This window comes from Dickeya oryzae (genome assembly GCF_020406815.2).
Classification (GTDB): domain Bacteria; phylum Pseudomonadota; class Gammaproteobacteria; order Enterobacterales; family Enterobacteriaceae; genus Dickeya; species Dickeya oryzae.
The window spans coordinates 1,289,028-1,314,759 of sequence record NZ_CP162670.1; the positions used below are offsets into that span (position 1 = coordinate 1,289,028).

Annotated in this window: 26 protein-coding genes and 1 riboswitch; of the genes, 12 read left to right on the forward strand and 14 right to left on the reverse strand. The window is 52.8% G+C overall.

Translation table 11 applies throughout. The features are described from left to right. Window positions 1-25: 25 nt before the first annotated feature. The 7 genes from LF929_RS05585 to LF929_RS05615 form a co-directional block, all read right to left on the reverse strand. Window positions 26-1,252: a cyclopropane-fatty-acyl-phospholipid synthase family protein gene (locus tag LF929_RS05585; RefSeq protein ID WP_019844858.1), complete on the reverse strand. Its 1,227-nt coding sequence runs from the start codon at window positions 1,250-1,252 to the stop codon at window positions 26-28. Next, entirely contained in the window at window positions 1,249-1,992 is a 744-nt protein-coding gene (locus LF929_RS05590; RefSeq protein WP_226092689.1) for a DUF1365 domain-containing protein, read from the reverse strand. Before LF929_RS05590 ends, LF929_RS05585 begins: the two co-directional genes overlap by 4 nt. Further along, window positions 1,985-3,247, reverse strand: a complete 1,263-nt coding sequence (locus LF929_RS05595) for an NAD(P)/FAD-dependent oxidoreductase (RefSeq protein ID WP_226092690.1) — start codon at window positions 3,245-3,247, stop codon at window positions 1,985-1,987. The genes LF929_RS05590 and LF929_RS05595 overlap by 8 nt, the downstream gene beginning before the upstream one ends. Continuing rightward, the gene (locus tag LF929_RS05600; protein ID WP_038905222.1) at window positions 3,244-3,963 is read right to left on the reverse strand and encodes an SDR family NAD(P)-dependent oxidoreductase; all 720 of its coding nucleotides are present in this window, start codon (window positions 3,961-3,963) and stop codon (window positions 3,244-3,246) included. Before LF929_RS05600 ends, LF929_RS05595 begins: the two co-directional genes overlap by 4 nt. Next, window positions 3,960-4,424: a nuclear transport factor 2 family protein gene (locus LF929_RS05605; protein WP_038905221.1), complete on the reverse strand. Its 465-nt coding sequence runs from the start codon at window positions 4,422-4,424 to the stop codon at window positions 3,960-3,962. Before LF929_RS05605 ends, LF929_RS05600 begins: the two co-directional genes overlap by 4 nt. A 267-nt stretch (window positions 4,425-4,691) precedes the next feature. Further along, window positions 4,692-5,438 (reverse strand): MerR family transcriptional regulator, encoded by a 747-nt coding sequence (locus LF929_RS05610; protein WP_038905220.1) that lies wholly within the window; start codon window positions 5,436-5,438, stop codon window positions 4,692-4,694. A 203-nt stretch (window positions 5,439-5,641) separates the two neighbouring features. Continuing rightward, on the reverse strand, window positions 5,642-6,832 hold the full coding sequence (locus LF929_RS05615; protein ID WP_226092691.1) for an MFS transporter: 1,191 nt from the start codon (window positions 6,830-6,832) through the stop codon (window positions 5,642-5,644). A gap of 138 nt (window positions 6,833-6,970) precedes the next feature. On the opposite strand from LF929_RS05615, the gene LF929_RS05620 reads away from it, so the two are divergent. Both LF929_RS05620 and LF929_RS05625 read left to right on the forward strand, forming a co-directional pair. Continuing rightward, on the forward strand, window positions 6,971-7,750 hold the full coding sequence (locus LF929_RS05620; RefSeq protein ID WP_038905213.1) for a DUF3750 domain-containing protein: 780 nt from the start codon (window positions 6,971-6,973) through the stop codon (window positions 7,748-7,750). 242 nt (window positions 7,751-7,992) lie between these two features. Beyond that, window positions 7,993-8,385, forward strand: coding sequence for a VOC family protein (locus tag LF929_RS05625; RefSeq protein ID WP_210174088.1), 393 nt, complete (start codon window positions 7,993-7,995; stop codon window positions 8,383-8,385). 59 nt (window positions 8,386-8,444) lie between these two features. Here the strand turns inward: LF929_RS05625 and LF929_RS05630 are convergent, their stop codons facing one another. Genes LF929_RS05630 through LF929_RS05640 form a run of 3 tightly spaced genes read right to left on the reverse strand, consistent with a single transcriptional unit; the run spans window position 8,445 to window position 9,667 of the window. Further along, the gene (locus tag LF929_RS05630; protein WP_226092692.1) at window positions 8,445-8,975 is read right to left on the reverse strand and encodes a DUF4865 family protein; all 531 of its coding nucleotides are present in this window, start codon (window positions 8,973-8,975) and stop codon (window positions 8,445-8,447) included. Further along, the gene (locus tag LF929_RS05635; RefSeq protein ID WP_038908718.1) at window positions 8,972-9,358 is read right to left on the reverse strand and encodes a tautomerase family protein; all 387 of its coding nucleotides are present in this window, start codon (window positions 9,356-9,358) and stop codon (window positions 8,972-8,974) included. Before LF929_RS05635 ends, LF929_RS05630 begins: the two co-directional genes overlap by 4 nt. Window positions 9,359-9,361: 3 nt before the next feature. Continuing rightward, window positions 9,362-9,667 (reverse strand): carboxymuconolactone decarboxylase family protein, encoded by a 306-nt coding sequence (locus LF929_RS05640; protein ID WP_019844869.1) that lies wholly within the window; start codon window positions 9,665-9,667, stop codon window positions 9,362-9,364. Between the two features lie 113 nt (window positions 9,668-9,780). On the opposite strand from LF929_RS05640, the gene LF929_RS05645 reads away from it, so the two are divergent. Next, window positions 9,781-10,677, forward strand: a complete 897-nt coding sequence (locus LF929_RS05645) for a LysR substrate-binding domain-containing protein (RefSeq protein ID WP_226092693.1) — start codon at window positions 9,781-9,783, stop codon at window positions 10,675-10,677. Here LF929_RS05645 and LF929_RS05650 read toward each other — a convergent pair. Next, on the reverse strand, window positions 10,659-11,441 hold the full coding sequence (locus LF929_RS05650) for an NAD(P)H-dependent oxidoreductase (protein ID WP_226092694.1): 783 nt from the start codon (window positions 11,439-11,441) through the stop codon (window positions 10,659-10,661). The genes LF929_RS05645 and LF929_RS05650 overlap by 19 nt on opposite strands. 86 nt (window positions 11,442-11,527) lie before the next feature. Here LF929_RS05650 and LF929_RS05655 point away from each other — a divergent pair, with 86 nt between their 5' ends. The 9 genes from LF929_RS05655 to psiE all read left to right on the forward strand — a co-directional run bounded on the left by LF929_RS05655 (window position 11,528) and on the right by psiE (window position 22,171). Then, window positions 11,528-12,424 (forward strand): LysR family transcriptional regulator, encoded by an 897-nt coding sequence (locus LF929_RS05655; RefSeq protein WP_226092695.1) that lies wholly within the window; start codon window positions 11,528-11,530, stop codon window positions 12,422-12,424. A gap of 745 nt (window positions 12,425-13,169) precedes the next feature. Beyond that, window positions 13,170-13,991 carry a bifunctional 2-polyprenyl-6-hydroxyphenol methylase/3-demethylubiquinol 3-O-methyltransferase UbiG gene (locus LF929_RS05660; protein ID WP_038905206.1) on the forward strand — a complete coding sequence of 274 codons (822 nt, stop codon included), beginning with the start codon at window positions 13,170-13,172 and terminating at the stop codon, window positions 13,989-13,991. Window positions 13,992-14,005: 14 nt separating this feature from the next. Further along, on the forward strand, window positions 14,006-15,712 hold the full coding sequence (locus LF929_RS05665; RefSeq protein ID WP_226092696.1) for a carbamoyltransferase C-terminal domain-containing protein: 1,707 nt from the start codon (window positions 14,006-14,008) through the stop codon (window positions 15,710-15,712). A gap of 16 nt (window positions 15,713-15,728) precedes the next feature. After that, window positions 15,729-17,252, forward strand: coding sequence for a Gfo/Idh/MocA family oxidoreductase (locus LF929_RS05670; RefSeq protein WP_038905205.1), 1,524 nt, complete (start codon window positions 15,729-15,731; stop codon window positions 17,250-17,252). Further along, window positions 17,252-18,505 carry an MFS transporter gene (locus tag LF929_RS05675; RefSeq protein ID WP_071603301.1) on the forward strand — a complete coding sequence of 418 codons (1,254 nt, stop codon included), beginning with the start codon at window positions 17,252-17,254 and terminating at the stop codon, window positions 18,503-18,505. Before LF929_RS05670 ends, LF929_RS05675 begins: the two co-directional genes overlap by 1 nt. Window positions 18,506-18,554: 49 nt before the next feature. Further along, window positions 18,555-19,736: a MalY/PatB family protein gene (locus LF929_RS05680; protein WP_226092697.1), complete on the forward strand. Its 1,182-nt coding sequence runs from the start codon at window positions 18,555-18,557 to the stop codon at window positions 19,734-19,736. A gap of 101 nt (window positions 19,737-19,837) precedes the next feature. Next, window positions 19,838-19,938, forward strand: a riboswitch (TPP riboswitch). 34 nt (window positions 19,939-19,972) lie between these two features. After that, the gene (gene thiM / locus LF929_RS05685) at window positions 19,973-20,767 is read left to right on the forward strand and encodes a hydroxyethylthiazole kinase (RefSeq protein WP_226092698.1); all 795 of its coding nucleotides are present in this window, start codon (window positions 19,973-19,975) and stop codon (window positions 20,765-20,767) included. After that, window positions 20,764-21,567: a bifunctional hydroxymethylpyrimidine kinase/phosphomethylpyrimidine kinase gene (gene thiD / locus LF929_RS05690; protein WP_226092699.1), complete on the forward strand. Its 804-nt coding sequence runs from the start codon at window positions 20,764-20,766 to the stop codon at window positions 21,565-21,567. Before thiM ends, thiD begins: the two co-directional genes overlap by 4 nt. Before the next feature lie 196 nt (window positions 21,568-21,763). After that, complete coding sequence (psiE, locus tag LF929_RS05695; protein ID WP_038905199.1) at window positions 21,764-22,171, forward strand: phosphate-starvation-inducible protein PsiE; 408 nt, start codon at window positions 21,764-21,766, stop codon at window positions 22,169-22,171. A 185-nt stretch (window positions 22,172-22,356) separates the two neighbouring features. Here the strand turns inward: psiE and yegQ are convergent, their stop codons facing one another. The 3 genes from yegQ to baeR form a co-directional block, all read right to left on the reverse strand. Further along, window positions 22,357-23,733, reverse strand: a complete 1,377-nt coding sequence (yegQ, locus tag LF929_RS05700) for a tRNA 5-hydroxyuridine modification protein YegQ (protein WP_226092700.1) — start codon at window positions 23,731-23,733, stop codon at window positions 22,357-22,359. Window positions 23,734-23,902: 169 nt separating this feature from the next. Next, a complete protein-coding gene (locus LF929_RS05705) occupies window positions 23,903-24,865 on the reverse strand; it encodes a glutathione S-transferase family protein (protein WP_226092701.1) in 963 nt (320 codons plus the stop codon). 125 nt (window positions 24,866-24,990) lie between these two features. Next, window positions 24,991-25,722, reverse strand: a complete 732-nt coding sequence (gene baeR / locus LF929_RS05710) for a two-component system response regulator BaeR (RefSeq protein WP_038908691.1) — start codon at window positions 25,720-25,722, stop codon at window positions 24,991-24,993. Window positions 25,723-25,732: the final 10 nt, after the last annotated feature.

The window sequence follows — 25,732 nt, forward strand, 5'->3', positions numbered from 1 at the left end:
CCTGCTTATCCGTAGCGCCTGCATGTCACACCCGCTCGGCGGTCAATTGCACCACGCTGATGGTGCGCGCGTTAAATCCAGCTTCGCAGTAGCCGAAGTAGTACAACCACATGCGACGAAACCGGGTGTCGAACCCCAGCCGTTCTATTTCCGGCCAGGCCAGCAGGAAGCGCTGTCGCCAGTGTGCCAGTGTTTTGGCGTAGTGCGGGCCCATATCGAACAGGTTACGCAGTACAAAATCGGTATGGCGCGTCATCAGAGAACTGATGGCGGTGACGCTGGGTAAAAAGCCGCCGGGGAAAATGTAGCGCTGAATGAAATCAACGCTCTTGCTGTAATCGTGATAGCGCTGATCCTGAATGGTGATGGCCTGAATCGCCATTTTCCCACCTGGACGCAGGCGTGCCTGACAGGTCTTGAAAAACTGTGGCAGAAACGCTTTGCCGACTGCTTCAATCATTTCGACGGACACCAGTTTGTCGAACTGACCGGTGAGATCGCGGTAGTCGCACAACAGCACCGTCACCCGGTCTTGCAGGCCTGCCTGGGCGATACGTGCTAGCGCATAGTGATACTGCTCCTGAGAGAGTGTGGTGGTCGTGACCCGACAGCCGTAATGACGTGCCGCGAACTCCGCCAGCGCTCCCCAGCCGGTGCCGATTTCAAGCAGGTGATCGTCCGGCGTCAGTGCCAGCTCTTCGCACAAACGCCGCATTTTGGCTTGCTGCGCACTGGCGAGATCCGGCGTGTCGGGGGTGAATAACGCGCTGGAATAGAGCAGTCCTTCATCAAGAAACTGCTGGTAAAACGTATTGCCGAGATCGTAATGGGCGGCGATGTTCTCGCGTGCCTGCTGGCGACGATTGCGACGCGTCCAGTGCCATAGTCGCTGAAAGGGCTGGCCCAGCACACGAAAGCCATTTTCCAACCGACTTAGCACCCCGGCATTCGCAGCCATGATCTGCAGTAGTTCGGTGAGCTGATCGGTTTCCCACTCACCCTCCATCCAGGACTCCGCCGCTGCGATGCTACCGCCGGTCAGCAGGCGTGCGTAAATGCCGGGTGAAAGGATGTTGACCTCGGCACGCAGGGGCGAGGCGGTATCACCAAAATGAACGCTCTGGTTGCCTTCGTGGAGGGTCAGCGACCCTTGCTGTATACCCGCCAACAGGCGGAACAACAGCCAGCGTGCAAAGCGAATCGTTGCTGTGCGCGGTACATCGGACTCAAGCGCAAAAACGGGGTCAGTCATGAGCGTTCACTCCTGCTGGTGGGATGGTTATGAATTGGCACACGCTTGAGCCACAACAACAGCGCCTGCCAGTAAATCGCCACCACGGTCTTCAGTGTCATGACGGGGATGCTAATTTGCATCTGGCGCAAGTGCAGGGGGGTTAATGGCTTACGCGATAGCGTCAGCGTGGCATCGAATACTTTTTCATCCCGCTGGTTTTCATCCACGGTTTGATGATTTTCGATATGCATATGCAGCGTTTTACCGGGGCAGTTGAACCGCCAGTGATAGACCATATCCATCGGGTTGAACGGAGAAACGTGAAACGCTTTGGCGATGGGGCGGGTCTCTTGCGCGTTAACCGCGTAATAGTGACGTTCATTCCACGGGGTGTTGCGCACTTCAGCCAGGATCCAGCGCAGGGTTTCGCTGGCGTCAAAGCAGTAATAAAAGTTCACCGGGTTAAAATGAAAGCCCAGATAGCGCAACTGGGTTAACAGCATCACTTTGCCGTCAGGGTGTTCACCGGTCAGTGCCGCCAGCCGATTCAGGGCGTTTTCTTTGAGCGGCGTACCCAGCGGGTAGTCGCTGTCGTAAAAGGCGACGGTGGCAAATTGATTACGGCGGATGCCTAATGACGGCAGATTATCCAGGTCGTCGAGATCCAGATACGCCAGAAAGACGTCATAACAAAACTGATGTACGCGCGGCTGCCAACGCCGGTGGCGCAACACGCCGGGATAGAGACAGCTATTCATCGTTCCTCCCATCAGCGATGCCCTTAACCACATCCAGCGCGCTGCGTACTCCATCTTCGTGGAATCCGTTGTACCAGTAGGCCCCGCAAAACCAGCTACGTCGCTGGCCGTTAATTTCGGCGCGCCGTGACTGCGCCCGCCAGCTTTTCGGCGTAAACAGTGGGTGCTCATAGACAAAGCGCTGCCACACATCGCGTTCATCAATCGGGGCATCAGGATTGAGGGTGACGCAGAACAAGGGGCTGCCTTCCGGCAACCCTTGTAAAATATTCATGTTATAGGTGACACAGGCGCTGGCCTGATCGTCGTGAGGCAGGCGATAGTTCCAACTGGCCCAGGCGGCGGGCCGCACCGGTAGCCAGCGTTTATCGCTGTGCAGTACCACCTCGTTACGTTGCCAGCCGATATCCCCCAGAATCTCCGTCTCTTCGCGGCTGGGTTCATCAAGCAGGGAGAGTGCCTGCCCGGAGTGGCAGGCGAAAATCACCTGATCGACGGTCATGGTGTTGTCCGCCAGGCAGATATCCACCCCCTGGTCGTGGCGTACGACGCGTTGCACCGGTGAGTTGACGCAAAGCGTGAAGCGGTTTTCCAACTGGTTGAGCAGGGCGCGAACGTATTCCCGTGAGCCGCCGGGTACCACGTACCACTGAGGGCGCTGCGTAATATCCAGCAGCCCGTGGTTTTCAAAAAAGCGCAAAAACAGGGCGAGTGGAAAACGGCGCATTTCCTGCAAGGAAGAGGACCAGATCGCCGCCCCCATCGGCAAAATATAGTGACGGGCGAAAAAGGCGTTAAATTTGTGGCGTGACAAAAAGCTGTGCAGTGTTTCGTCATCACCGACTGGTTGCGTCACCGCCTGTTTCGCCAGACGATTAAACCGGACGATGTCTTTTAACAGCCCCCAAAATCGGGGGTTAACCAGATTGCTGCGCTGCGCAAACAGTGAGCGCAGTGAGTGGCCGTTATACTCAAGCCCACTCGCCGGGTTATGCACCGAAAAACTCATCTCCGTTTTCTGCCCGCTGATACCCAATTCGCTCAATAGCCCCATAAAGCGTGGGTAGGTGCGATCGTTATAGACGATGAAGCCGGTATCGATGGCATAGGTACCCGAGGGCGTGGTGACATCCACCGTGGCGGTGTGACCACCGGGGATGGGGCCTGCTTCCAGCATGATGACGTCATGGTGCCCGGCCAGCCGCCATGCGCAGGTCAACCCGGCGATGCCACTGCCGATAATAGCGATTTTCATGGTCTTACCATCCTGCGCAGCAGTGCGCGTTGAGCGATGCCGGGGAGCCACGACAGCAGACGCAGTAGTGCGCCAAACCCGGCTGGAAAGGCGATATGTGATTTCCCTGCCGTAATGCCGCGTCGTATCGCCGTTACTGCCTGTTCAACGGTGACGAGGCCGGGCATCGAAAAATCGTTCTTACGGGTAAGCGGGGTATCGACAAAGCCTGGCGAAACGACGGTGACGGCGATGCCCTTGGGTTCCCAGTCCAGCCGCAGGCTTTCAGCAAACCAGCTCAGCGCGGCTTTCGACGCGCCGTATGCCTCCGCCCGCGGGAAGGGGAGCCAGTGCGCCATGGAACTGACCAGCACCACACGGCTGCCGGGATCCAGTTGTCTTTGCAAGGCTGACAGGCAATTGATTGGGCCGATGAAATTGGTGTTCATAACCCGTGATACCCGTTCCGGGTCGATAACACCGTTGTCGATATATTCACAGGTACCGGCGCAGAGCACGGCCAGATTGACGCGGCAATCGGCCAGTGCCGCATGGCAAGCCTGACTATTTGTCATATCGAATTGACGAATGGTGATATGCGGACTGTACTGACTCAGTGCGCTCAGGCGTTCGATATCTCTGCCGCAGGCAATAACGGTGTGGCCATCATCAGCAAAGGATTTCGCCAGCGCTTCGCCAATGCCCGAACTGGCACCGGTAATCAGTACGGTTGTCATGATGAACGAACCTTCTTCTTCACGTGGCGAAGCGCCCACCCCAGTACCGGAAGATGTTCGTAGAGCATTTCTCCGGCGTCGTAGTAATCACGCTGATATGTGATACGGGCTTGTTGATGGTGTTGATGGTTGTGTTGGTGTTCTACATCGATGAGGGAGCAGCCGGCCAAAGACAACATGTTTCCACCTGCGATACGCGGGTGTGACCAGTGCATCGTCCAGCTCACGGCGAAGCGCCCGATGTCGAAGAGCGGGGCATCAACGATGAAATAACAGTAGCGGGTGTTTTCCAGCAGATACGAGAAATAGCGCTGGATGGCTGGTAGCCCTTGATGCTGTCCAAATGGATCGGTCAGTACCGCATCCGGGTGATAGAGCGCAGACAGCCTCTCCAGAGGTTGGGTAGCCAGCGAGGCATAAAAGTCAGCAAACTCATCGAATACAGGTTGTAGTGTGCTCATGCGCGTTACCCTTGTCGCGGGCAATCCTGAATCAACATGGTATAGATATAAAACTTACACAAACTTAAATTTTTGTCTAAGTTTTTTCGAAATTAATTTTAATATCAATTTAAAATCAATAAATTAAATTTACACCATAACCGATGATCTTGATGGGTGATGAGAGGTGGCTTGTCGGGGGATACCCTGTCCACGTGAATCGTTAACCGTGAAACGCTGGCGGTAGACGAATGCGGCAGGGTTTTTTAATACGAGGTAAGGCAGCGTTTACGCGGCTGAGGTGGCCTGTAATAAGATAATCTCCAGTGACGCCACGTGTTCACGCCACTTGTCGATTTGCTTTTTTCGCGCCACGGTGAGCTTCCCGCTAGTGACCAGTAACCATTGTCTGTCCGGGAAAATTTCCGGTGCAGGTATGGCAGGAGAGAGCGGCAGGACATGGATGCGGTGACCCTGTCCGGTACGTTTTAGCGCTTCCAGCCAGATTTCGCACGGGTCGGTCAATTGCCAGCCGCCAATCAGGTAATTGTCGCCAGGCGCTTTTCTGTCACCTTCGAGGCAAAACGACGTGTAGGAAATAATCAGGCCATCGAGTATTTCGCGCAGCGTCATCATAGCGGGGGTATTGGCCGATACCTGGCGTCGTAGCGGGCGTAGCACCTCATCGACCATTTCCGGCCTGGGGTATTCGCGGCCCGTGTCGTAGATAAGCTGGCGCAGCGATTCGATGCGGCCTTCTTTAAGGCGCAGGAGCATCGTTTCCTGCAAGGTCGCCCAGTTATTGCTTCGCCGCGCTTGCGGGCGTTCCAGCAATGGTTTGACCTGGCTGACCGGAACCCCTTTTTTTACCCAGTCGAGGATTTTCAGCGCTTGTTGGACATCCGCATCGCTATATAACCGATGCCCACCTTCGGTGCGCAGCGGCTTGAGCAGACCGTAGCGACTCTGCCATGCCCTGAGCGTCGTGGCGTTAATACCGCAAAGTCTGGCAAATTCGCCGATGGAGTAGGACATAGAGGGCATCCGCTGAAACTATATTATTTAATATATTACGAATATTTTCGCATTGAATGAAGCGGGGCAGGCGCGCGCGATAGTCGCAGCGCGTGGCCCTCACTACTCTTATAAGTCCTGATGGCGGATTTGTCTGGACAATTCGGTTAAATAATTTGTCTTAATATGTTGACCACCATTACGTCGCGGTCTTCCCGTTAGGGTTATGGCGCAGGGTTTTTTCTCCCGATGACCGAGGCCAGAAAGGCTGCTATCACCGGCACCAGCGAGCCCCACAGTACAGCATTCCAGCCAAAAAGGTTCAGCAATGCGCCGGAGGAGAATGACCCGACGATCATGACGCCAAAGACGATGAAATCGTTAAACGACTGCACCTGCGTTTTTTCCTCCGGGCGGTGATAGTCGATGATTTTCGCCGACGCGCCGGTAAAACCAAAGTTCCAGCCAATGCCCAGTAAAATCAGCGAAAGCCAGTAATGCATGACATCCGTTCCGGCCAACCCTGCCATGACTGACAACCCGGTGATAACTAAACCCGCTGCGCCAACACGTCTGGCATCGAAGTGATGGATCAGTTTGCCGGTAAAAAAGCCTGGCGCGTACATAGCAATCACATGCCATTGGATACCCAGATTCGAAGCGTGTTGGGAAATGCCGTGCATGTGCATGGAAAGTGGCGCTGCCGTCATCAGAAAATTCATCACCATATAAGAAATGGCACCGCTAAATACCGTGCGGGAAAAACCGGGCTGGCGAACAATATCACGCAGCGGGCGGCCACCGGCTTGGGTATGTGCTACCGGTTCGGGTGAGGTGACGCCAAGCAGCACCAGCGCGGATACGGCAGCAACCAGCGCCTGCGCGATGAAGGTGATGGCAAAGGTATGAGGAGGCCAGAAATTCATTGTGCTGGTAACCAGCATCGGACCGATAACACCAGCCAGCACACCGCCGCCCATGACCAGAGAAAGGGCACGTGCCCGCCGCTCTTTCGCCACGCCGTCCGTCGCGGCAAAACGAAACGAGAGCGCTACTGCGGCATAGGCTCCGCCCATAAATGCGGCCAGACAAAACAGCCAAAAAGAGCCAATGACGACCGCCAACGCGGCCGTCAGCCCCGTTGCGATACCGGCTCCTGTCCCTGCCATAAACACGGCTTTGCGGCCCTGCTTTTTGGCCAGCGCCCCGAACGGCAAAATGCACGCCGCCATCCCCAAAACAAACACCGTTATCGGCAGTGTCGCCAGCGTGCTGTCAGGGGCAATGGCATTACCGACAATCGCGCCCGTGGTGTAAAAGACAACTGAGTTGGCACCCGCCAGCGCCTGAGCGGTGGCAAGGCGCAGAATATTGCTATTTTGCTGGCTGGCGGATAACGCTATCTCAGTATTCATCAATGATTTTTCTCTTGGTTATTGGTGCCTGGCACTCTATGTTACCGCAATGATGGTTATCGCAATGATGGTTATCGCCATGACCATTGCACTCTTGCCCGTGCACTTGCCCGCCTGTTTCTGGAGAAAACCGCATCGATGAATTATCTCAAAGTATTGGGTTTCGTTTTTATCGCCATCGTGGTGTTGTCGTTTGGGCGCAGTCTGGCACAAGTTTCATGGAGCGAAGAGAAGGCGCGTTTCTCCAGTCAAGGGGTTTGGACGGCACGGCGTGATTCTGCCGGTATTGCGCCGGATCCTGTGGCGTTGAGTCATATTGCCATCGTACAGGTCTATACCGCACCTACTTACGGCTGGCGCGGCCTGGTGGCGGTTCACCCCTGGATCATCGTTAAAAAAGCCGGTGAAACCCGTTACCAACGTTATGAAGTGATCGGCTGGGGTGGCGATGATGTCGTGCGTCGTAACGATTCCGTGCCTGACGGGTTTTGGTTCGGTTCAATGCCGCGGCTACTGGTTGAACATCGTGGGGCGGGAGCCGCCGCGATGATCCCGAAAATAGAAGCGGCAATTAGCAGCTATCCCTGGCCGCATACTTATCACGCCTGGCCCGGCCCGAATAGCAATACCTTTATGGCGCATATTGGCCGCGAAGTCCCTGAATTGAAACTGGATCTGCCAGCCAATGCCATCGGTAAGGATTTCCGCGCGTTGACACACCCGGTTGGATTACCGCCGTCAGGAAGGGGGTTGCAGGTATCGTTACTGGGCATATTGGGCCTGACGGTAGGTGCGGAGGAGGGTATCGAAATCAATATATTAAGCGCCAATCTGGGCGTGGATTTCAACCCGCCAGCCTTGCGCTTGCCGTTTATCGGCCGCCTGGGGTACGACAAAGCGACAAAGCATGAGGGGTGAGCACTAACGCCGCCACATCTGCGCAGGTTGCTGTTCTCTGGCAATGGAGCAAGGGGTAGTGGCAGTGATGTCATGGTGGTGATGGATAAATAAAAAATCACTTTTAATGAATAAATAGGCGATCTTTATAGATCTGGATCATCTTTCCTCGCTGTTAACGCGATTATGTTGGTACTTCCGCGTCGTGCAGGATGCGAACGGGAGCGAAAAACCACAGAACTCAATCGCCAGAGGGAGGAAGTATGCTGGATCATTTGAGTATTCCAGTGTCTGATCTACGGCGTAGCCGTCAGTTTTATGAACAGGCGTTAAAGCCACTCGGTTATGAGCAGGTCAAAGACATGAAATTCGCCGTGAGCTTTGGCGTGTTGATGGGATATGGGCAGTCTTCCGATCCGGGTGGTGAATTCTGGATTTTTCAAGGTGAGCTGTCATCACCGCCGACAACACATTTTGCTTTCAGTGCCGAATCACGAGCCGGGGTCGATGCCTTTTTTGCCGCAGCGGTAGCGGCGGGTGGGGTGGATAATGGCCAGCCCGGCGTGCGTGCTCAATATCATCCTGATTATTATGCCGCTTTTGTGCGTGACCCCGATGGCTACAACATCGAAGCGGTCTATCACCATGCCGTGTGAAACGGCGGGGCAGCGTTGTACCCCGCCGGTAGCTGAATCTTGATGATATAGCGATGCCCTCAACAGGCAACGTAACCGATACGGTAGCGCTGTGTGCTGTCATCCGCCGTGGTGGCAGCCGCGGGCAAGGGCAAAAAATCCATCTGCAATTGACGCCAGTGGCTGACATCCCATGCCATTAACATCGCTTGCGTGTCGCCACTCAGCCAGTCCGGCAGGTGGCTATAAGACGGAATCGGTGTGATGACACGCTGAGCGATAGCCCCCGCTTTCACCTCGCTGGGTTGCGGTATTTTGCCCGCCAGCCAGCAATCGATCTGCGGCCAGCCAAAGTCTCGCGTCAGCGCGGCAAAACCGGGACTTTGCAGAAACGCCGCCATCCCCTGACTGTGTTTCCAGACATAAAGCGGTGCGTACAGGTTGGCAACCGAGGGAATATCCGGATCGTGACGTTTTGCGTACAGATAGGCTTTAAACAGTAATCCGGCAAACCCATCCAGCTTCGCCCCATTCCTGGCAATGCGTTGTTCGATGGTTTCCATATCGTAGTCCGCTGGCAGGACAAAACTGTATTGCATGACGATCATCATGCCTCCTGTTGATACATGACGCCACGGCTGAAACTCCAGTCGTCCGGCGTGGTGAACTGGATAACGACCATCACATCATCGGGTGGCAGTGCGAGTTGCGTGTGCAACAACTGTTGCAATCGCTGGTAAAAACCGCGTTTTTGCTCGCGGCTGCGTGGCTTGCCTGCCGTAATGTGAAAGAGCGTGTAACGTTCGGAGCGCGTACCGGCCTGGTAATGCGATGCGTAATGCAACATCCCGGCGGGTTGTTCTTCGATAACCTGGAAGCGGTCATCGGCGGGAACGTCAAATTCTTCTACCAATGCCTGATGAAACAGGTCGGCAATCTGGTGCAATTCATGCGAGGGACGCCCAGCCTGAACGATAATGCGGGTAAACGGCATGTTTTATCCCTCCTGTGACAGGCATTCCAGCGCCGAGACAGCGGCAGGCCAGCCTGCATAAAACGCCAGATGCGTGATGGCTTCCACCAGTTCATCATGGTGCAAGCCATTGCGGCTGGCGAAATCAAGGTGCCAGGACAATTGGTTCGGGCGGTTCAGCGCTATCAGTGCAGCAACGGTAATCAGGCTGCGGTCGCGTGCAGAAAGGTTTGGCCGTTGCCAGATATCGTCAAACAAGACGTCATTGCTGAGTTGTGCCAGTTTCGGGGCGACATGTTGCAGTGTTTCGCGGGTAAGCGGCTGTGACATAGCATTCTCCTGTGGTGTTCTGTTCATGGCGATGAAGGGATTGTGTCTTTGTGCTATGGTTTTTAAAATCGAAATATTCAGCACTAATCATCCTGAAAATCAGGATTAAAAACATGAAAAGACTCGTCACGTTGGATCTGGATGCACTGCGCAGTTTTGTCGCCGGAGTGGAGTTAGGCAGCTTCGCGCTGGCCGCGCAACAGCTTAGCCGTTCAACATCCGCGGTCAGCGCACATCTGAAAAAACTGGAGCAGCAATGTGATGCCACCTTACTGCGTAAGGATGGGCGTCACCTGAAGCTCACGGATAGCGGTGAGATTTTGTTGAATTACGCCCATCGCATTCTGGCGGTCAATGACGAGGCCATGCATGCCGTGCGCGGAGCGCGTGTTGAAGGGGAAGTGCGGTTTGGTATGCAGGAAGATTTTGGTGAAAGTCTGATGCCGGATGTGCTTGGCCGTTTCGCCCGCGCTTATCCGGGAGTGCAGATCAGCGCCCGTATTGCCCGCAACCGCGAGCTGTGTGAGGCGATAAGCCAGCAACAGCTCGATTTGGCGTTAAGCTGGCTTGATGAGGAGAGTATGCCGGGTATTGCCGCACTGGCGCATCTGCCGATGCGCTGGATTCGTCATCCCTCGTTTGAGATAGCGGACTATCTGGAGACCGGACGGCCGCTGCCACTGGTGATGTTTGAAGCGCCATGCCTGATGCGCCGACGAGGAACCGACGCACTGGATAAGGCCGGTATCCCCTGGCGGGTGGTGTTTGTCAGCCGCAGTCTTAGCGGCATCTGGGCGGCGGTGAATGCGGGATTGGGCGTTACGGTACGCTCTGCGATAGGCATGCCGTCATCTCTCACGGCGGCGACCCATAACCGATTGCCGCCATTGCCCGAAATAGGCGTCGCCTTGTTGCAGGCACCCGCCAGTCTGCCTGATGCCACGGCGCGCTTGAAACAACTGCTGGAGGAAGAGCTATCGCACCAGTTGCCTCAGGTATTATCCGTATGAATCGCAAAGCCGCTACCATCCGGCTGAATCTCTGGTTTTAGCGTCAGCGCCGGGATGGTGTAGTCCCCGGCGTTTTGCCGCCGAAAACGAATGGGTGCGTCATGCCACAGGGTGTCGAGACGCTGCTTCAACGCATCGCAGGTGTGTTGGTAGCGGGCTTCATCCATACGGCTGGTGTGGTAGACCACAAAGGGTGGCATCACCTCAAAACCGGGGTAATACAATATGCCGTGCTGGATGGGAAATAGCACATCATCAATAGGCCCGTTGATGCCACGAGGCCCATAGTGTGATTCCCACCCTCCGGTGGTGACCAGCAACATGGCGCGTTTGCCTGCCATCATCCCTTCGCCATAGCGATCTCCCCAATGTGTCTGCGAGTGTTCCCCGACACCGTAGGCAAAGCCATAGGCGTATACCCGGTCTATCCAGCCTTTCATAATCGCGGGCATGGTGAACCACCACAGTGGAAATTGCAGGATAACGGTGTCGGCCCAACGTAATTTATCCTGCTCGGCGGCGATATCCGGCGACTGTGTTCCTTGTGAGAAAGCGCGCTGCGAATCCAGCGATGGATGGAAAGGCGCATCAGTGTGGGGATCGGTGTTGTCATCGGCGTCCAGCGTCGTTTTCCAGCACATGGCGTACAGATCGGACACCTGAACCTGATGCCCGGTATTTTCCAGATGGCTAACGATGATATTTTTCAGTGAGCCGTTGAGTGAACGGGGCTCCGGATGAGCATAAACCAGTAATACTTTCATTATCGATTCTCCTTTATTGGCGCAAGCACAGCATAGGAGGTGGTCTGATATAGTTAAAATGAATGTTCACTATATTGGGTATAGCCATGAATAATATCAGGCGGTTGGATCTGAACCTGCTGCTGACGCTGGATGCACTGTTGGAAGAACACAATGTCACCCGTGCAGCGCGACGACTTAACCTCTCTCAACCGTCGGTGAGTGTACAACTGGCGCGATTGCGCGCTATTTTTGATGATCCGTTACTGTTGCCCGGTGCCAGAGGAATGACACCCACCGCCAGAGCGGATGCATTACGGGAACCACTGCGGCTGGCGCTGGAGTCCCTTGAGCAGGCTATTGCGCCTTCCGCGCCGTTTAATCCGAAGACTGCTGAAAATACCTGGCGGATATCGGCGTTCGACTATGGCGAGTCGACGATTCTGCTGCCGGTCATGAACCAACTGCGTCAGGATGCACCCCATACCCGGCTGGCGATTCTGGAAACACCACCGTCCGCTATGTTGCAGCGAATGGAACAAGGCGATATCGAGCTGGCGTTGCATACCAGTGACATGGTGCACCCGGCGATGCGCAGGCGTGTGCTCTTTCGTGAACACTATGTCTTGGCTGGCAGGGTTGGGCACCCGCAGCTATGTGGCCCATTAACGCTGGAACAGTTCAGTCAGTTAGAGCATGTGATAGTGTCGCCGGATGGCGGTGGTTTTCACGGTACAACTGATGTCGCACTGATGGAGAGAGGGGTAACACGAAAAGTGGTGCTATCAGTGCCGCATTTTCTGTTCATGATGTCAGTACTGACCACTACCGACCTTGTAGCTATGCTGCCATCCCGGTTGCTACGCGGCCAGACCGGTCTACAGGTTGCGACAGCACCCATCGAGCTTCCGGGATTTGAGATGGCGATGTACTGGCATGAACGCTGGCATCGCGATCAGGCACACCAATGGCTGAGGGGATTGATCGCCCAGGCGGCGTTATGAATACCTGTTCAGGTATGAGGTGGTGATGTGAGTGGAGCGGTTTTAGCTCCACGCACTCTTTGCAGTTTACGGGTTGCGATCTCTGACCTTTGTTCGGATCACTGATTTAGCCTGGTGCTGGTATTGGGCGGAGATCATTTATGGTGTCAACCAGCCCATTTCCCGGCAATAAACATGGGCTGGCTAAAGCGTAGCGATATTAGGTGAAGCTATTTAGGGTTTTCCCGCCATTGACAGGTCATCATCCTAATAATTCACTTCCTGTAACTGGAGTTATTTTAGATATAAATGAGGGGGGGAGGGGAATGCCGTAGGAATATTCTAATTATTTATCTCACCCTACCTTATTAATTTTTGGTAAAAAATGATGGTCTATTGTGAATTTAATTCGCCACTTGTAATTATATTGGTTAAATAAACTTCGTTTAAGTGAGTCTTATTTTTAATATAGTCTCTTTTATGATTGTGATCATCGTAATTAGTAGCTTGTTTTTGTAAATAACTCTTGTTGACACCTGTGATTCTGTAAATTATTATTTTTTGAAATTCTTTAATTTGCAGTATTTTTCTATTCAAATTTTTCGTTATTTTACTCAAGATTTCTTGAGCAGGGAAATGTAGCTGTCTTTCAAAAGGGGAATGACAACGGGTTGTATGATACGGAAAGTGAGCAATCTGCGGTGTTAGGGGTGAATTTCTCCTGTATCAATACGACTTAATGTGAAGTGGATTAAAGGAATTTCGCTTGAAAAGTTTTTATGATAGTAAAAATATCCAGTTCTGGAATGAGTTGGCACGTATTCATTCTGTCCAATCAGACTATGATGTTAATAATTATGACCCGTGGCAATATCAACTTAAAGACATTGAGTTATCGGAGTTAGGTGATCTGCGGGGTAAAAGAGTACTGCATTTACAATGCCATATTGGGCTGGATAGCTTTGCTCTTGAGATAATGGGTGCAGAGGTCAGTGCGATTGACTACTCTTCTGACGCTATTGATACTGCTAATTCGATAAAGAATAAGTTTGGTCTTAACACCCAATTTTACTGTGCCAGTGTCTATGATATCTCCACGTTAGCACTCGGTGAGTTCGATATTATCTTTACCTCCTACGGCGTTTTGGTCTGGCTCCAGCATTTGGATTTGTGGGCGAGTACTGTTGCTTCTCATCTGAAATCTGGTGGTGAGTTATTGTTGATTGATGAGCATCCGATTGCGAGAATGTTCAGTAACCCCCTCCAGGATAATTCACCATTTGATAGTAATGCATTATTCAACACCATCCGAACAGATGCACCAGTAAAAGCGAATTATAAATATTCGTATGCCAATGAACATCATCAGATAGAAAATCAGGAGCAATATGTCTGGTTTCATACTCTGTCTGAAATTATTACCAGCCTGACAAATAAAGGCTTGTGTATTACAGCATTTCAGGAATTCGATAAGGGCTTTTATAAAGCATTCTCACAATTATCACTGCATGAAGATGGTTGGTGGCGTTTCAGTAATGGTTTTTCATCAATACCACTGACGTTTTTTCTACGGGCAAGAAAATTTTAGAAAAAAGGATGGTTATGCAAGAGTTAATTTTAGCCGTTAATCTCCCGGTGCTAGCCGACGGAACCGTAACCTACGATGGTAATGTGGTGCTGGCCACCCGAGATAAAGTGATAACAGCAATCGCAGAAGAACGCGTTTCCAGAAAAAAATACGATGGTCATGTCACTTGTGCGGTGAGGGAAATACTGCAGCGTAATAAACTGACATTGAGTGATATTTCCGCTGTCTCGGTGGTGAGTTTTGGACAGTCAATGAATGGCAAGTCTGGGCTTGATGGCACGCTTAAACAAGAGATTGATTCCCTGTTTCCCGGAGTGGAGCACATTCATGCGGTGACATCGCATCATTCAGCTCATGCGTTAAGTGCGGTTAGCCAGACTGATATTCAGCGTGCCCTGGTCATTGTTGCCGATCACACCGGAAATATTATTGGTGAACGAGTGGACGCCGATGTGCTGGAAAATAATGCGGCGGAACAGGTCAGTTATTATTTGTACGAAAATAATGATCTGATACTTCTCGCCCAGGATAATACACAACCTTGTGATCAGGGATATGGCCGGTTTTATGGTGATATTACCTGCTATTTGGGCTTTGATAGTTATCGTGAGTCAGGTAAAACTATGGGGTTGGCCTCTTTCGGTAATCCAACGATTTTTGCAGACTATTCGCCGTTTATTGAAACACCGCAGGGTGAAGTCTCCGCTCTGAAAGATGAGCCTTATTCTGATGATTGCACTAAGGATCTTAAGCGTTGGTTTAAAAAGCAAGGGCTTGATATTCCAGAACGTCGCCGCAAAGGGGATGTGATTCGTCCGTTTGATATGCATTTGGCTGCCTGGGCTCAGGATCAACTACAAAAATCAATCATTCGTCGAGCGAAAGCACTGCTTGAGCAACATCATATCGATGCGTTGTGTGTGGCGGGCGGCGTAGCCATGAATTCGGTGATGAATCGAAAATTGGAAGAAGAATTAGGCATTACGGTATATGTGCCGCCGTCTCCAGGAGATGCCGGGTTGGCGTTAGGTGCTGCCGCGGAGTACTTCTGGAAAAAAGATCATCGGGTACCTAAGTTTGACAGTTCTGCTTATCTGGGGCCGGTTTATACTGAAGATGACATTACCGGCAGCTTACGTGCTTGTGAGAATGAATTCAGTATTCAACGCGTCAGCCAGCCAGAGCAATTAGCTGCCCGCTTTATTGCCGAAGGGAAGATTATCGGTTGGTTCCAGGATCGCAGCGAGTTCGGACCTCGTGCGCTTGGAAACCGTAGTATTCTCGCCTCACCAACCAATAGCTGGACAAAAGAAATCCTCAATAGCCAAATAAAACTGCGTGAATGGTTCCGCCCTTATGCACCCGTGGTGTTGGAGGAGGCTGCTGATAAGTATTTTGATATGCTATCGCCTGTTCCTTATATGATGAAGGTGGCCCCAGTGAAAACGCAGGCTAAAGTGGATATGCCCGCCTGTATTCATGTCGATGGCACAGCCAGATTGCAAACCGTTTCTGTTGCGTCGAATAAAAAATTCTACCAGTTGATTAAGACACTGGGGAGCCTGACCGGCATACCGGTAGTACTCAATACTAGTTTTAATCTCGCGGGAATGCCTATTGTTGAATCACCGGATGATGCGATTGAGTGTTTCAGGAACGCCATCGGTATGGATGCTTTGTTTATCGGTAATTATTTGCTGGAAAAGAAACAGAGCCTTTAACGCAAGGAGGTAAGCGATGACGATGTTGACGAATAATGATGCTGTCAATTTGTTGCTGATCGGATTTGGTCCTCATGCCAAGAGAATTTATTACCCTTTGCTTGAAATATCTTGTGAGGATCCAACATTAAATCTATGTGCTGCAGTGGATTTTATTTCGACCAAACCAGGAATAGAGGCTTATCTTGCAGGAAAAAAATTACAGCCTGAAGTTATTTACTTTAATGATAGTGATAATAGTCAGGCTGAATTGGGCGTCGATGTCATAAAGAAACTCAATGATGTGGTGGACAGATATGCAATCAATGGTGTGATCATCGCCACCGAGCCGCTTGCCCATATGGCTTATGCTCGCTGGGCATTAGCATCAGGTTTGTCTATTTTAATGGATAAACCGATTTCATCTTATGAAGGTATTTCAACCTCAATTGAGAAATCGATACAGATTGCGGAAGATTATTACGCGCTGAATACCTTGTATCAAAAAAAACGGCGTGATAATCCTCGTCAGGTGTTTTCGCTTATGGCCCAACGACGTTATCAGACGTCGTTTAACCTGATTAAACGTTATATTGCCGAGTGCTTTGCACAAACCCATTGCCCGGTCACTAATGTGCAAACCTTCCACTCAGACGGCCAGTGGCGTATGCCGACAGAAATAGTAGAACAGCATTATCACCCTTACCATCAGGGATACGGGAAATGCTCGCATAGTGGTTATCACTATTTCGATATTGTACCTTTTGTCCTCGAATCTGGTTTTGGCGAAGGTAAACAGTTCGATAACATTGATGTCTTTTCGATGGCGATTAGGCCAGATGATGTGCTTAGCCAATTGGCGCTTGATGACTATCGTGCTCTGTTTGGGCGGCGTCGTTTCGACGAAGCTAACCATTATGATGAAAACCAGTTAGGGTTGCTGCTAGGAACATTTGGCGAAGTGGATTGCAGCAGTAATATCTGTTTTAAACGCGGTGATAGAACGCTGACAGCGGTATCGATTAACCTGTGTCATAATGGCTATTCGCAGAGAAATTGGGTAACGGCTGCAGGTAGAGACTTGTATAAAGGTAATGGCCGTGTTTCCCATGAATCACATATATTTCAGCAAGGGCCATTCCAGTCGATTCATTTCCATTCCTATAAGTCGGATGCTTTGCCTGATGAGACTTCAGAGGAAAGACATCACATCGGTACGAAAGAGCATTTGGAAATCTATATTTTCCGCAATGACAAAATGCTTGGCGGGAAACATGTGGAAGTGTTCGATATTGACGACATTATTGCGCTGGAAGGCGGACGCAAAGGATTGAGAGGGAAATCTAAAGCCAAAGCCTTCTATGAATTTATTGCGGGCATGCGGGGCGAGATCGCCGCGGGTGATATGGTATCTGACTTTAGTAAACATGAGGTGGGTGCGGCGCTGACATCGGCGATTTATCAGTCAATCAGCCATCGTTATCACCGGCTTAATCCATTGATTAATCGTTGCCTAAAAAGCCGGGAACCGGCTCTACAGCCAGAGGCATTCATACTTTGATGAAGATTGGAAAGGAGAATCTGGGGCGGATAGCGGGCCTGTTTCCATTGGTGGTCGCGGCTCCGTTAGGGTTGGATATCTGCCTTCCCGGTGTACCGTCGATGTCCCATGAGCTAGGCAGCATGCCGGGGATGACGCAATGGATCATCAGCGGGTTTGTGCTGTGTTTGAGTCTCAGTCAGCTTTTCTTTGGTCCACTGGTCGACCGCTTGGGTGCACAGCGCGTATTGATGGTCGGCTGCGTGATTTACTCACTAAGTGCGCTGAGCGTATACCTGACCAATACCATTTCAGAGGTTATCGTACTACGATTGGTGCAAGGGTGTGGGGCTGGAGCGATGGCCGTTGCCGCATCGGCCAGTGTGCCGCTGCGCTTTCAAGGGGCAACTATCGGGAAAGTGTTCAGCCTGCTTAATGGTGTGATCAGTCTGGTACCGGTATTGGCACCAGTGATAGGGGGAATACTGATTGTTCATTACGGCTGGCGTTCCAGTTTCTATGCGTTAGGTTTCTTCGCCTTACTGTGCGGAATGTTGGTTTTATGGAAACCGCTGCCAGCGGTATGCGCCAGCGCCTCCGAGGGGGCGCATTCTCCGGCTGCACCGGTAAACGTGTTTTCTGGGTATCTCACCGTGTTCCGGCATCCCGAATTTCGGTTGGGGTGTTTTGCCGCCAGTTTTGGCTTCGCGACCCAACTGATTTTCTTTTCCAGTTCGCCCCGAGTATTGATAGAAACGCTGCATATCCCGGTAGATCAGTTTGGCTACTATTTTGCTGTTAACGCCCTGGCCATCACCACGGGTAGTCTGCTGACCGTCCGGTTGCTGGGACGTGTGAAAGAAACGGCGATTTTGTATGGCGGTGCGGTGTTGATATTACTGGCAATGGCCGGTTTTATTCTGACGATGCAGGTGTTGACGGTGTCAGTATGGCCTTATCTGATTTCGGCTACGCTGGGGAGCCTGGGGTTTGCTGTACTGATTGCGACCGGCGCGTCGATAGCCTTGTCTGCGTTCAAGTCGCTTGCCGGGCAGGCTTCCGCTCTTATGGCAGCGATACAGATGTCGTTCTCCTCACTGGTTGCCTGGGCTGTCATGAACCATTGGCGCGACGATTGGTTGCCGATGATCGCCGCCTATTTTCTGTTGGCTGTCGCGTTGTTAGTGCAATTACAGGTTTATCGGCTGACCCGAACCGGACGGTATCAACCCAAGCCTGCGGTGTTTGAAAAACCTTCACCGAATTCTGACTGATCGCTACAGACGTTATCGTCGTTATAGAAATGGCATAGGGACGTACTACATGGCTTGCCGTTTTGATGAGGTTATCGATTTTTCGCATTCCCATTTATTGAAATGGGAGCATCCGTCTCCCTATCTGCCGCACTCCACCTCACAGGCTCCGTTGCCGTTGTGGATTGCAGACATGGATTTTACATGTCCGGATGAAGTGCGTCAGGCATTGCATGATGCTATTAATAAAGGGGTTTTTGGCTACACACGCGCCAGTGACACGCTATTTGATGCGATTATTCAATGGCAGTCAGAGCATCATGGCTGGAAAATCCAGGAGGACTGGATTATGCAAAGCCCTGGTGTAGTGAATAGTCTGAGTATGATTGTGCAAACATTCACTCTGCCGGGGGACAGTGTTCTAATTCAGCCGCCGGTTTATGGGCCGTTTTATCACAGTGTGACAATGAACGATCGCCAGGTGGTGACGGCACCGCTTACTGAAATTGCATCAGGGTATACGTTCGACCCTGACGCGTTTGAACAGGCGATTACGCCGACGACGCGGCTATTTTTTCTCTGTAATCCGCATAATCCGACCGGGCATGTCTGGCGTCGGGACGAATTACTGGCAATGGGCGATATTTGCCAACGTCATGGTGTGATGGTGATTGCTGATGAAATTCACCAGGATTTGATTGTTAATCCAGCGGCACGGCATCAGCCATTTGCCAGTATTAACGATGAATTTGCCGACAATAGCATTACCTGCACCTCGCCGAGTAAAACCTTTAATCTGGCAGGATTGCAGACGTCAAATCTGTTTATTCCCAGCAAGGCAATACGTGACAGGCTTAAACGCACTTATGCGCGTTGCTCGTTACATATACCAAATATGTTAGGGCTTGCGGCTTGTGAAGCGGCTTACCGGCATGGTGGACCGTGGTTAGCAGCATTACTGGATTATTTACGCGCTAACCGGACGTTGTTGCAGGCGAGTCTCACAGCTGATGTCAGCGTTCGACTGTTTGATGCGGATGCGCTCTATCTTGGCTGGCTGGATTTTCGGGGCAGTGGTATTGCACCGGAGGATTTACAGCCAACGTTGCTCAAACAGGCTGGGGTGTGGCTGGATGATGGTGCGAAATTTGGCCCGGCCTACGCCGGGTTCGCCCGGATTAATTTTGCCTGTCGACGAGAGTTGTTGCGTTCTGCGCTGGCAAGAATAACCGATACGTTCAGGGCGCAGTAAAGACTGGCAGTTACAGCCAGAACAACCTGTTGAAGAGGCGCTAACGTTGCTGACGGGCATCCTGCCATTGACCTTTTTACCCAATACTCCCAATAATAGCGTTCGTTGACTCGGGGTGCCCCTTTATGAAAAGCGGGGCTGAGAAATACCCGTATTACCTGAACTGGATAATGCCAGCGTAGGGAAGTCACGGTATCCCACCGGTACCGCCTTCTTTCACGCCGGTTGGGAGGTTTATGAACGCTCGACCTGTACGTTTCCCTGCCGCGTCCGTCGCGGATTCTCTTGATGCTTTCCGTTTACGCGCACCGCTGGTGCATTGCCTTACCAATGAGGTGGTGCAAGGGTTTACCGCCAATGTGTTGCTGGCGTTAGGCGCTTCGCCTGCGATGGTGGTCGATGCCGGTGAAGCCGCGCAGTTTAGTGCGCTGGCCGATGGGTTACTGATTAATCTGGGGACGCTTGAGGCTGACCGTGCGCAGGCGATGCGCGCCGCGGTAACCAGCGCCATCAACGCCGGTACACCCTGGGTGCTGGACCCGGTCGCGGTCGGTGGCCTGCGTTTTCGTACCGAGTTTGCCGTTGAATTACTGGCGATGAAGCCAACGGCTATCCGTGGTAACGCCTCCGAAGTCATGGCGCTGGCGGGCGAACAGTCCGCCGGACGTGGCGTGGACAGCGGCAACGATGTGCTGGCGGCCTTGCCTTGCGCCATAGCACTGGCACAGCGCTGGGCCACCTGCGTGGTGGTCACCGGCGAGGTGGACTATGTGACCGACGGCGATCGGGTGCTGGCGATACCGGGCGGCGACCCGCTGATGACCCGGGTGGTTGGCACCGGGTGTGCGCTGTCGGCGGTGGTCGCGGGCTTCTGTGCGCTGGAAGGTGACCGCCTCGGTCATGTGGCCGCCGCCTGTGCGGTGATGTCTCATTGTGGGCAACTGGCGGTGGCGCAGGCACGGGGGCCGGGGAGTTTTATTCCCGCGTTTCTGGATGCGCTCTATACCCTGAATCGGGAGGCGCTGGTATGAACCGTATCAACGCGCTGACGATCGCCGGTACTGACCCGAGCGGTGGTGCCGGTATTCAGGCTGACCTGAAAACCTTCTCGGCACTGGGGGCGTATGGCACCAGTGTGATTACCGCACTGGTCGCACAAAATACCCGTGGTGTGCAGTCGGTTTACCGCATTGAACCGACGTTTGTCGCAGCCCAACTGGATTCTGTGCTGAGCGATGTCCGCATTGACAGCGCGAAAATCGGCATGCTGGCACAGACGGATATTGTGGAAACGGTGGCAGACCGGCTGTTGCGTTACCCGGTGCCTTATGTGGTGCTGGACACGGTGATGCTGGCCAAAAGCGGTGATCCGCTACTGGCGGCGGAGGCGGTGGAAGCGGTGCGTCAGTTGCTGTTACCGCGGGTATCGTTGATCACGCCTAACCTGCCTGAAGCGGCGGCGTTGCTACAGTGCGCGCCTGCCGACGATGAATACGGGATGCGCCAGCAAGGCGAAGCGCTATTGGCGATGGGGTGTCAGGCGGTGCTGATGAAAGGCGGACACCTGAGTGACCAGGAAAGTCCGGACTGGTTGTTCATGCCACATGCCGAGCCCGTTCGGTTAAGCACGCCGCGCGTAAACACCCGGCATACGCACGGCACCGGTTGTACGCTGTCGGCGGCGCTGGCAGCGTTACGACCGCGTCATGATAACTGGCTCGACACCCTGTCTGCTGCGCGGGCCTACCTGCAAGGCGCACTGGAGCAGGCCGATTCGCTGGAAGTTGGCCACGGCATCGGTCCGGTGCACCATTTTCACCGCTGGTGGTAACGATGGCTGCCTGATCAAAGCGATAAGAAAATCAGATAAGTAGTAAAAAATATTGCATAGACAGCTCGCTGATGACCCGGTAATTTTGTGATCTCCGTCAGGTTATTGCCAGATGGCGACACTGACGTCCCCCAGGTCTTCAGGGGCTGTTTTTTTGGGGCGTACTTTCTCTGAATCTAGCGTTGAGGAGAGGTTTATGGCGGGGTCTGCGCGTGCGATCATGATTGCCAGAGGATTGCAGACGATACTCAATTTCGGCCTGCTGGTGCTGGCGGCGATTCTGGTGGTTTTCCTGGCGAAGGAAACCTGGCATTTGGCGACGGTACTGCTGGTCAGTAATGAAAAAGAGTCGTCGTATATGCTGATCGAAAGCCTGGTGATTTATTTCCTCTACTTTGAGTTTCTGGCGCTGATCGTGAAGTATTTTCTCTCCGGTTATCACTTCCCGCTGCGCTATTTCATCTACATCGGTATCACCGCGATTGTACGGCTGATTATCGTCGACCATAAAAATCCGGCGGATACCTTCACCTATGCCGGGGCGATCCTGATTTTGGTGATCACGCTTTATCTGGTGAATAGTCCACGCCTCAAGCGTGAATAGCGCGCAAAGAAAAAGCCAGCTCAAGGGAGATTGAGCTGGCCAAGGAGGTGGTTCCTAGTAGCATTACTACGCTTATTTTTCGTTTTGTATTTTCTCAGCGCTGCAATAATAACCAGTCACCAGTGCCATTGATGTGATCTGATTCTAAAAAATGTCACAATTGGCGCGATTGTGTCACTTTTTTGCTATTTTGCATGCGGGTTACGGGTTGTTGTCCCCGACAGGTTGCGCAGCAGTAACGCGTATGCCAGATCGATATCATCCGGCACAGGCAGATACACGGTGTGGCCGTCACCCGGTGCCACCTCGATAGCCTGGCCTTTTTTATTGATGAGGGTATCAATAGTGAACTGGACGTTGCCGCCCGGCGTCATCATCTCCACGCTGTCGCCGCGAGAGAATTTGTTCTTGACCGCCACTTCCGCCAGACCGTCGCGCCGCTCGCCGGTGAATTCCCCGACAAACTGCTGCTGGTCAGACACCGAGTAACCGTAGTCGTAATTCTGGTAATCCTCATGAACGTGGCGGCGCAGGAAGCCTTCGGTGTAACCACGGTGCGCGAGGCCTTCCAGCGTTTGCAGCAACGTTGGGTCAAACGGCTTACCGGCGACAGCATCGTTAATAGCGCGGCGGTACACCTGTGCGGTACGGGCGCAGTAGTAGAACGACTTGGTGCGGCCTTCGATTTTCAGCGAGGCGACTTGCATGTTGGTCAGGCGTTCTACGTGCTGAATGGCGCGCAGGTCGCGTGAGTTCATGATGTAGGTGCCGTGTTCGTCTTCAAACGCACTCATGTATTCGCCAGGGCGCTGTTTTTCTTCCAGCATGAAGACTTTATCGGTCGGTGCGCCGATACCTAGCGTGGGTTGCGGCTGAGCGCTGTCTATCTGGGTGACCGCAATCGGCTCATGGATATGTACGATGTTACCCACCGCGTCTTCTTTACCTTCCTGCACGTTGTATTCCCAGCGGCAGGCATTGGTACAGGTGCCCTGATTCGGGTCGCGTTTATTGATGTAGCCAGACAGCAGGCAGCGGCCGGAATAGGCCATACACAGTGCGCCGTGAACGAACACTTCCAGCTCCATCTCCGGCACCTGGTGGCGGATTTCCTCAATTTCTTCCAGCGACAGCTCGCGTGACAAAATCACCCGGCTCAGCCCCATCTGCTGCCAGAACTTCACCGTCGCCCAGTTGACCGCGTTGGCCTGTACCGACAGGTGAATCGGCATCTGGGGGAAATTTTCCCGTACCAGCATGATCAACCCTGGATCAGACATGATCAACGCATCCGGGTTCATGTCGACCACCGGTTGCAGGTCACGCAGGAAGGTTTTCAGTTTGGCGTTATGTGGCGCAATGTTAACCACCACATAAAACTTCTTACCCAGCGCATGGGCTTCATTGATGGCTTGCGCCAGCGTCTGGTGGTTGAATTCGTTATTGCGCACACGCAGGCTGTAGCGAGGCTGGCCGGCATAAATTGCATCAGCGCCATAAGCAAAGGCGTAACGCATATTTTTCAGCGTACCGGCCGGAGAGAGTAATTCCGGTTTAAACATGGTGGTTTCTCAAGTCTGATCTCAGGTCAGGCTGTTCCCGGGCGGGAACAGTAAAGGCGGCAGATTCTAACGCCAACGGCGGGAAAAATCAGTAGTCGGCTTACAGAAAGTGCGTCTACTGATGGGCATGATGCTTCACGGCCAGCGTTTTTCTGGCCGTGAATGAAGATTAGAGCGAGCGAATACCGGCTGAGGGGCCAATCAACTCACGCTGGTGCGGGCGTTCGAAGTCCACGTGCGGCCCTTTTGCAATAATACCGGTCGGGTTGAGCCAGCGAATGCTGTAGTAACCGGCTTTGATGTCGTCCAGCCTGACGGTGTCTTTGACGCCCGGCCATTGATACAGCTCGCGCAGATAGCCTGAAAGGTGCGGATAATCCTCCAGCCGACGGATGTTGCACTTGAAGGCACCGTGGTAAGCCGCATCAAAACGCACCAGCGTCACGAACAGCCGCCAGTCCGCTTCGGTCAGGGTGTCGCCCACCAGATAGCGGTGATGTGCCAGGTGTGCTTCCACGGTATCCAGTGCTGCAAACAAGCTCGTTACCGCCTGGTTGTAGTGTGCTTGTGTTTTGGCAAAGCCAGTCTTATACACGCCGTTATTGATGTTGTCGTAAATCAGGCTGTTCCAGTGGTCGATTTCCGCCCGCAGATCCGTTGGGTAAAAATCCAGACGGTTACCGGTCAAATCATTAAAGTCATGGTTAAGCAGGCGGATGATTTCCGACGACTCGTTATTGACGATACGGCCTTCTTTGCGGTCCCACAGTACGGGAACCGAGACTTTCCCGGTGTAATGCGCGTCACTGGCGGTGTAAAGCTGGTGCAGGTAGCGCACCGGCGCGACCTGTTCGCCAGCATCCTGCGGAGTACTGAATTCCCAACCCTGCTCGCCAATACAAGGGTCTGCAACCGATAAGGCAATCACATTGCCGAGATCTTTCAGGTTACGGTAAATCGTTGTGCGGGAGGCCCATGGGCAAAGATACGAGACAAATAACTGATATCGTCCCGCCTCCGGCACCAGCTCGGTGACACGGAATCGGGTTTCCTGGCGATGGAAAGCCCCGCCTTTGATTTCTTCGGCCGCTACATCGCCATCGACCCACTTGCCATTGACTAATCCCGACATGTTTACCCTCATTATCATCATTTTTGTATGTGATTATGCTAGCAGCCACGAGCCAATAGAAAATTGCAAATTTTTAACCGAGTCAGACAGTTTCTTTGACTGCGTACCGCCAATGGGCGAGAGCGTTATATTTCCTGACTGGCGGCGGCTTCCCAGCGGTAACCAATGCCATACACCGTGCGGATGAAAGACGTTTCCTGGTCAAACATTTCCAGTTTGCGGCGCAGATTCTTGATATGGCTGTCGATGGTACGGTCAGTCACCACCCGGTAATCGTCGTACAGATGATCGAGCAACTGCTCGCGTGAAAAGACGCGTCCCGGTTCGGCAGAGAGGGTTTTCAGCAGCCGGAATTCGGCGGGCGTCAGTTCCAGATGACGGCCGAGGTAACTGGCCTGATAACGATTCTGGTCAATCAGCAACGCGGGTAAGACATCATTCGGTAACGGTTCATGCTGCCAGCGACAACGGCGCAACAGGGTTTTCACCCGAGCGACCACTTCACGCGGGCTGTAGGGCTTACAAATGTAATCGTCGGCACCGATTTCCAGCCCCAGCAGCCGGTCAATTTCTTCGGTACGCGCGGTCACCATAATGATTGGCACATTGGAAAAACCGCGAATGGCGCGGCAGAGTGTCAGGCCGTCGCGACCCGGTAGCATCAGGTCTAACAGAATAAGCTGGCAGGGGTGTTCACGCACCCAGGGTTCGACGTCTTCTCCCTGTGTCAGCCAGTGGGTGCGGTAACCTGATGCCTGCAGGTAATCCACCAGTAACTGGGCCAGTTTGGGCTCATCTTCAACGATCAGCACTGGCAGGTTTTCATCACCCACCGTTGCAGAAGAGGATGCGGTCATGTCGGTTCCT

Coding starts and splice junctions, on each gene's coding strand:
- LF929_RS05585 (WP_019844858.1), bottom strand. CDS start 1,252: ATGACTGACCCCGTTTTTGCGCTTGAGTCCGATGTACCGCGCACAGCA.
- LF929_RS05590 (WP_226092689.1), bottom strand. CDS start 1,992: ATGAATAGCTGTCTCTATCCCGGCGTGTTGCGCCACCGGCGTTGGCAG.
- LF929_RS05595 (WP_226092690.1), bottom strand. CDS start 3,247: ATGAAAATCGCTATTATCGGCAGTGGCATCGCCGGGTTGACCTGCGCA.
- LF929_RS05600 (WP_038905222.1), bottom strand. CDS start 3,963: ATGACAACCGTACTGATTACCGGTGCCAGTTCGGGCATTGGCGAAGCG.
- LF929_RS05605 (WP_038905221.1), bottom strand. CDS start 4,424: ATGAGCACACTACAACCTGTATTCGATGAGTTTGCTGACTTTTATGCC.
- LF929_RS05610 (WP_038905220.1), bottom strand. CDS start 5,438: ATGTCCTACTCCATCGGCGAATTTGCCAGACTTTGCGGTATTAACGCC.
- LF929_RS05615 (WP_226092691.1), bottom strand. CDS start 6,832: ATGAATACTGAGATAGCGTTATCCGCCAGCCAGCAAAATAGCAATATT.
- LF929_RS05620 (WP_038905213.1), top strand. CDS start 6,971: ATGAATTATCTCAAAGTATTGGGTTTCGTTTTTATCGCCATCGTGGTG.
- LF929_RS05625 (WP_210174088.1), top strand. CDS start 7,993: ATGCTGGATCATTTGAGTATTCCAGTGTCTGATCTACGGCGTAGCCGT.
- LF929_RS05630 (WP_226092692.1), bottom strand. CDS start 8,975: ATGATGATCGTCATGCAATACAGTTTTGTCCTGCCAGCGGACTACGAT.
- LF929_RS05635 (WP_038908718.1), bottom strand. CDS start 9,358: ATGCCGTTTACCCGCATTATCGTTCAGGCTGGGCGTCCCTCGCATGAA.
- LF929_RS05640 (WP_019844869.1), bottom strand. CDS start 9,667: ATGTCACAGCCGCTTACCCGCGAAACACTGCAACATGTCGCCCCGAAA.
- LF929_RS05645 (WP_226092693.1), top strand. CDS start 9,781: ATGAAAAGACTCGTCACGTTGGATCTGGATGCACTGCGCAGTTTTGTC.
- LF929_RS05650 (WP_226092694.1), bottom strand. CDS start 11,441: ATGAAAGTATTACTGGTTTATGCTCATCCGGAGCCCCGTTCACTCAAC.
- LF929_RS05655 (WP_226092695.1), top strand. CDS start 11,528: ATGAATAATATCAGGCGGTTGGATCTGAACCTGCTGCTGACGCTGGAT.
- LF929_RS05665 (WP_226092696.1), top strand. CDS start 14,006: ATGCAAGAGTTAATTTTAGCCGTTAATCTCCCGGTGCTAGCCGACGGA.
- LF929_RS05670 (WP_038905205.1), top strand. CDS start 15,729: ATGACGATGTTGACGAATAATGATGCTGTCAATTTGTTGCTGATCGGA.
- LF929_RS05675 (WP_071603301.1), top strand. CDS start 17,252: ATGAAGATTGGAAAGGAGAATCTGGGGCGGATAGCGGGCCTGTTTCCA.
- LF929_RS05680 (WP_226092697.1), top strand. CDS start 18,555: ATGGCTTGCCGTTTTGATGAGGTTATCGATTTTTCGCATTCCCATTTA.
- thiM (WP_226092698.1), top strand. CDS start 19,973: ATGAACGCTCGACCTGTACGTTTCCCTGCCGCGTCCGTCGCGGATTCT.
- thiD (WP_226092699.1), top strand. CDS start 20,764: ATGAACCGTATCAACGCGCTGACGATCGCCGGTACTGACCCGAGCGGT.
- psiE (WP_038905199.1), top strand. CDS start 21,764: ATGGCGGGGTCTGCGCGTGCGATCATGATTGCCAGAGGATTGCAGACG.
- yegQ (WP_226092700.1), bottom strand. CDS start 23,733: ATGTTTAAACCGGAATTACTCTCTCCGGCCGGTACGCTGAAAAATATG.
- LF929_RS05705 (WP_226092701.1), bottom strand. CDS start 24,865: ATGTCGGGATTAGTCAATGGCAAGTGGGTCGATGGCGATGTAGCGGCC.
- baeR (WP_038908691.1), bottom strand. CDS start 25,722: ATGACCGCATCCTCTTCTGCAACGGTGGGTGATGAAAACCTGCCAGTG.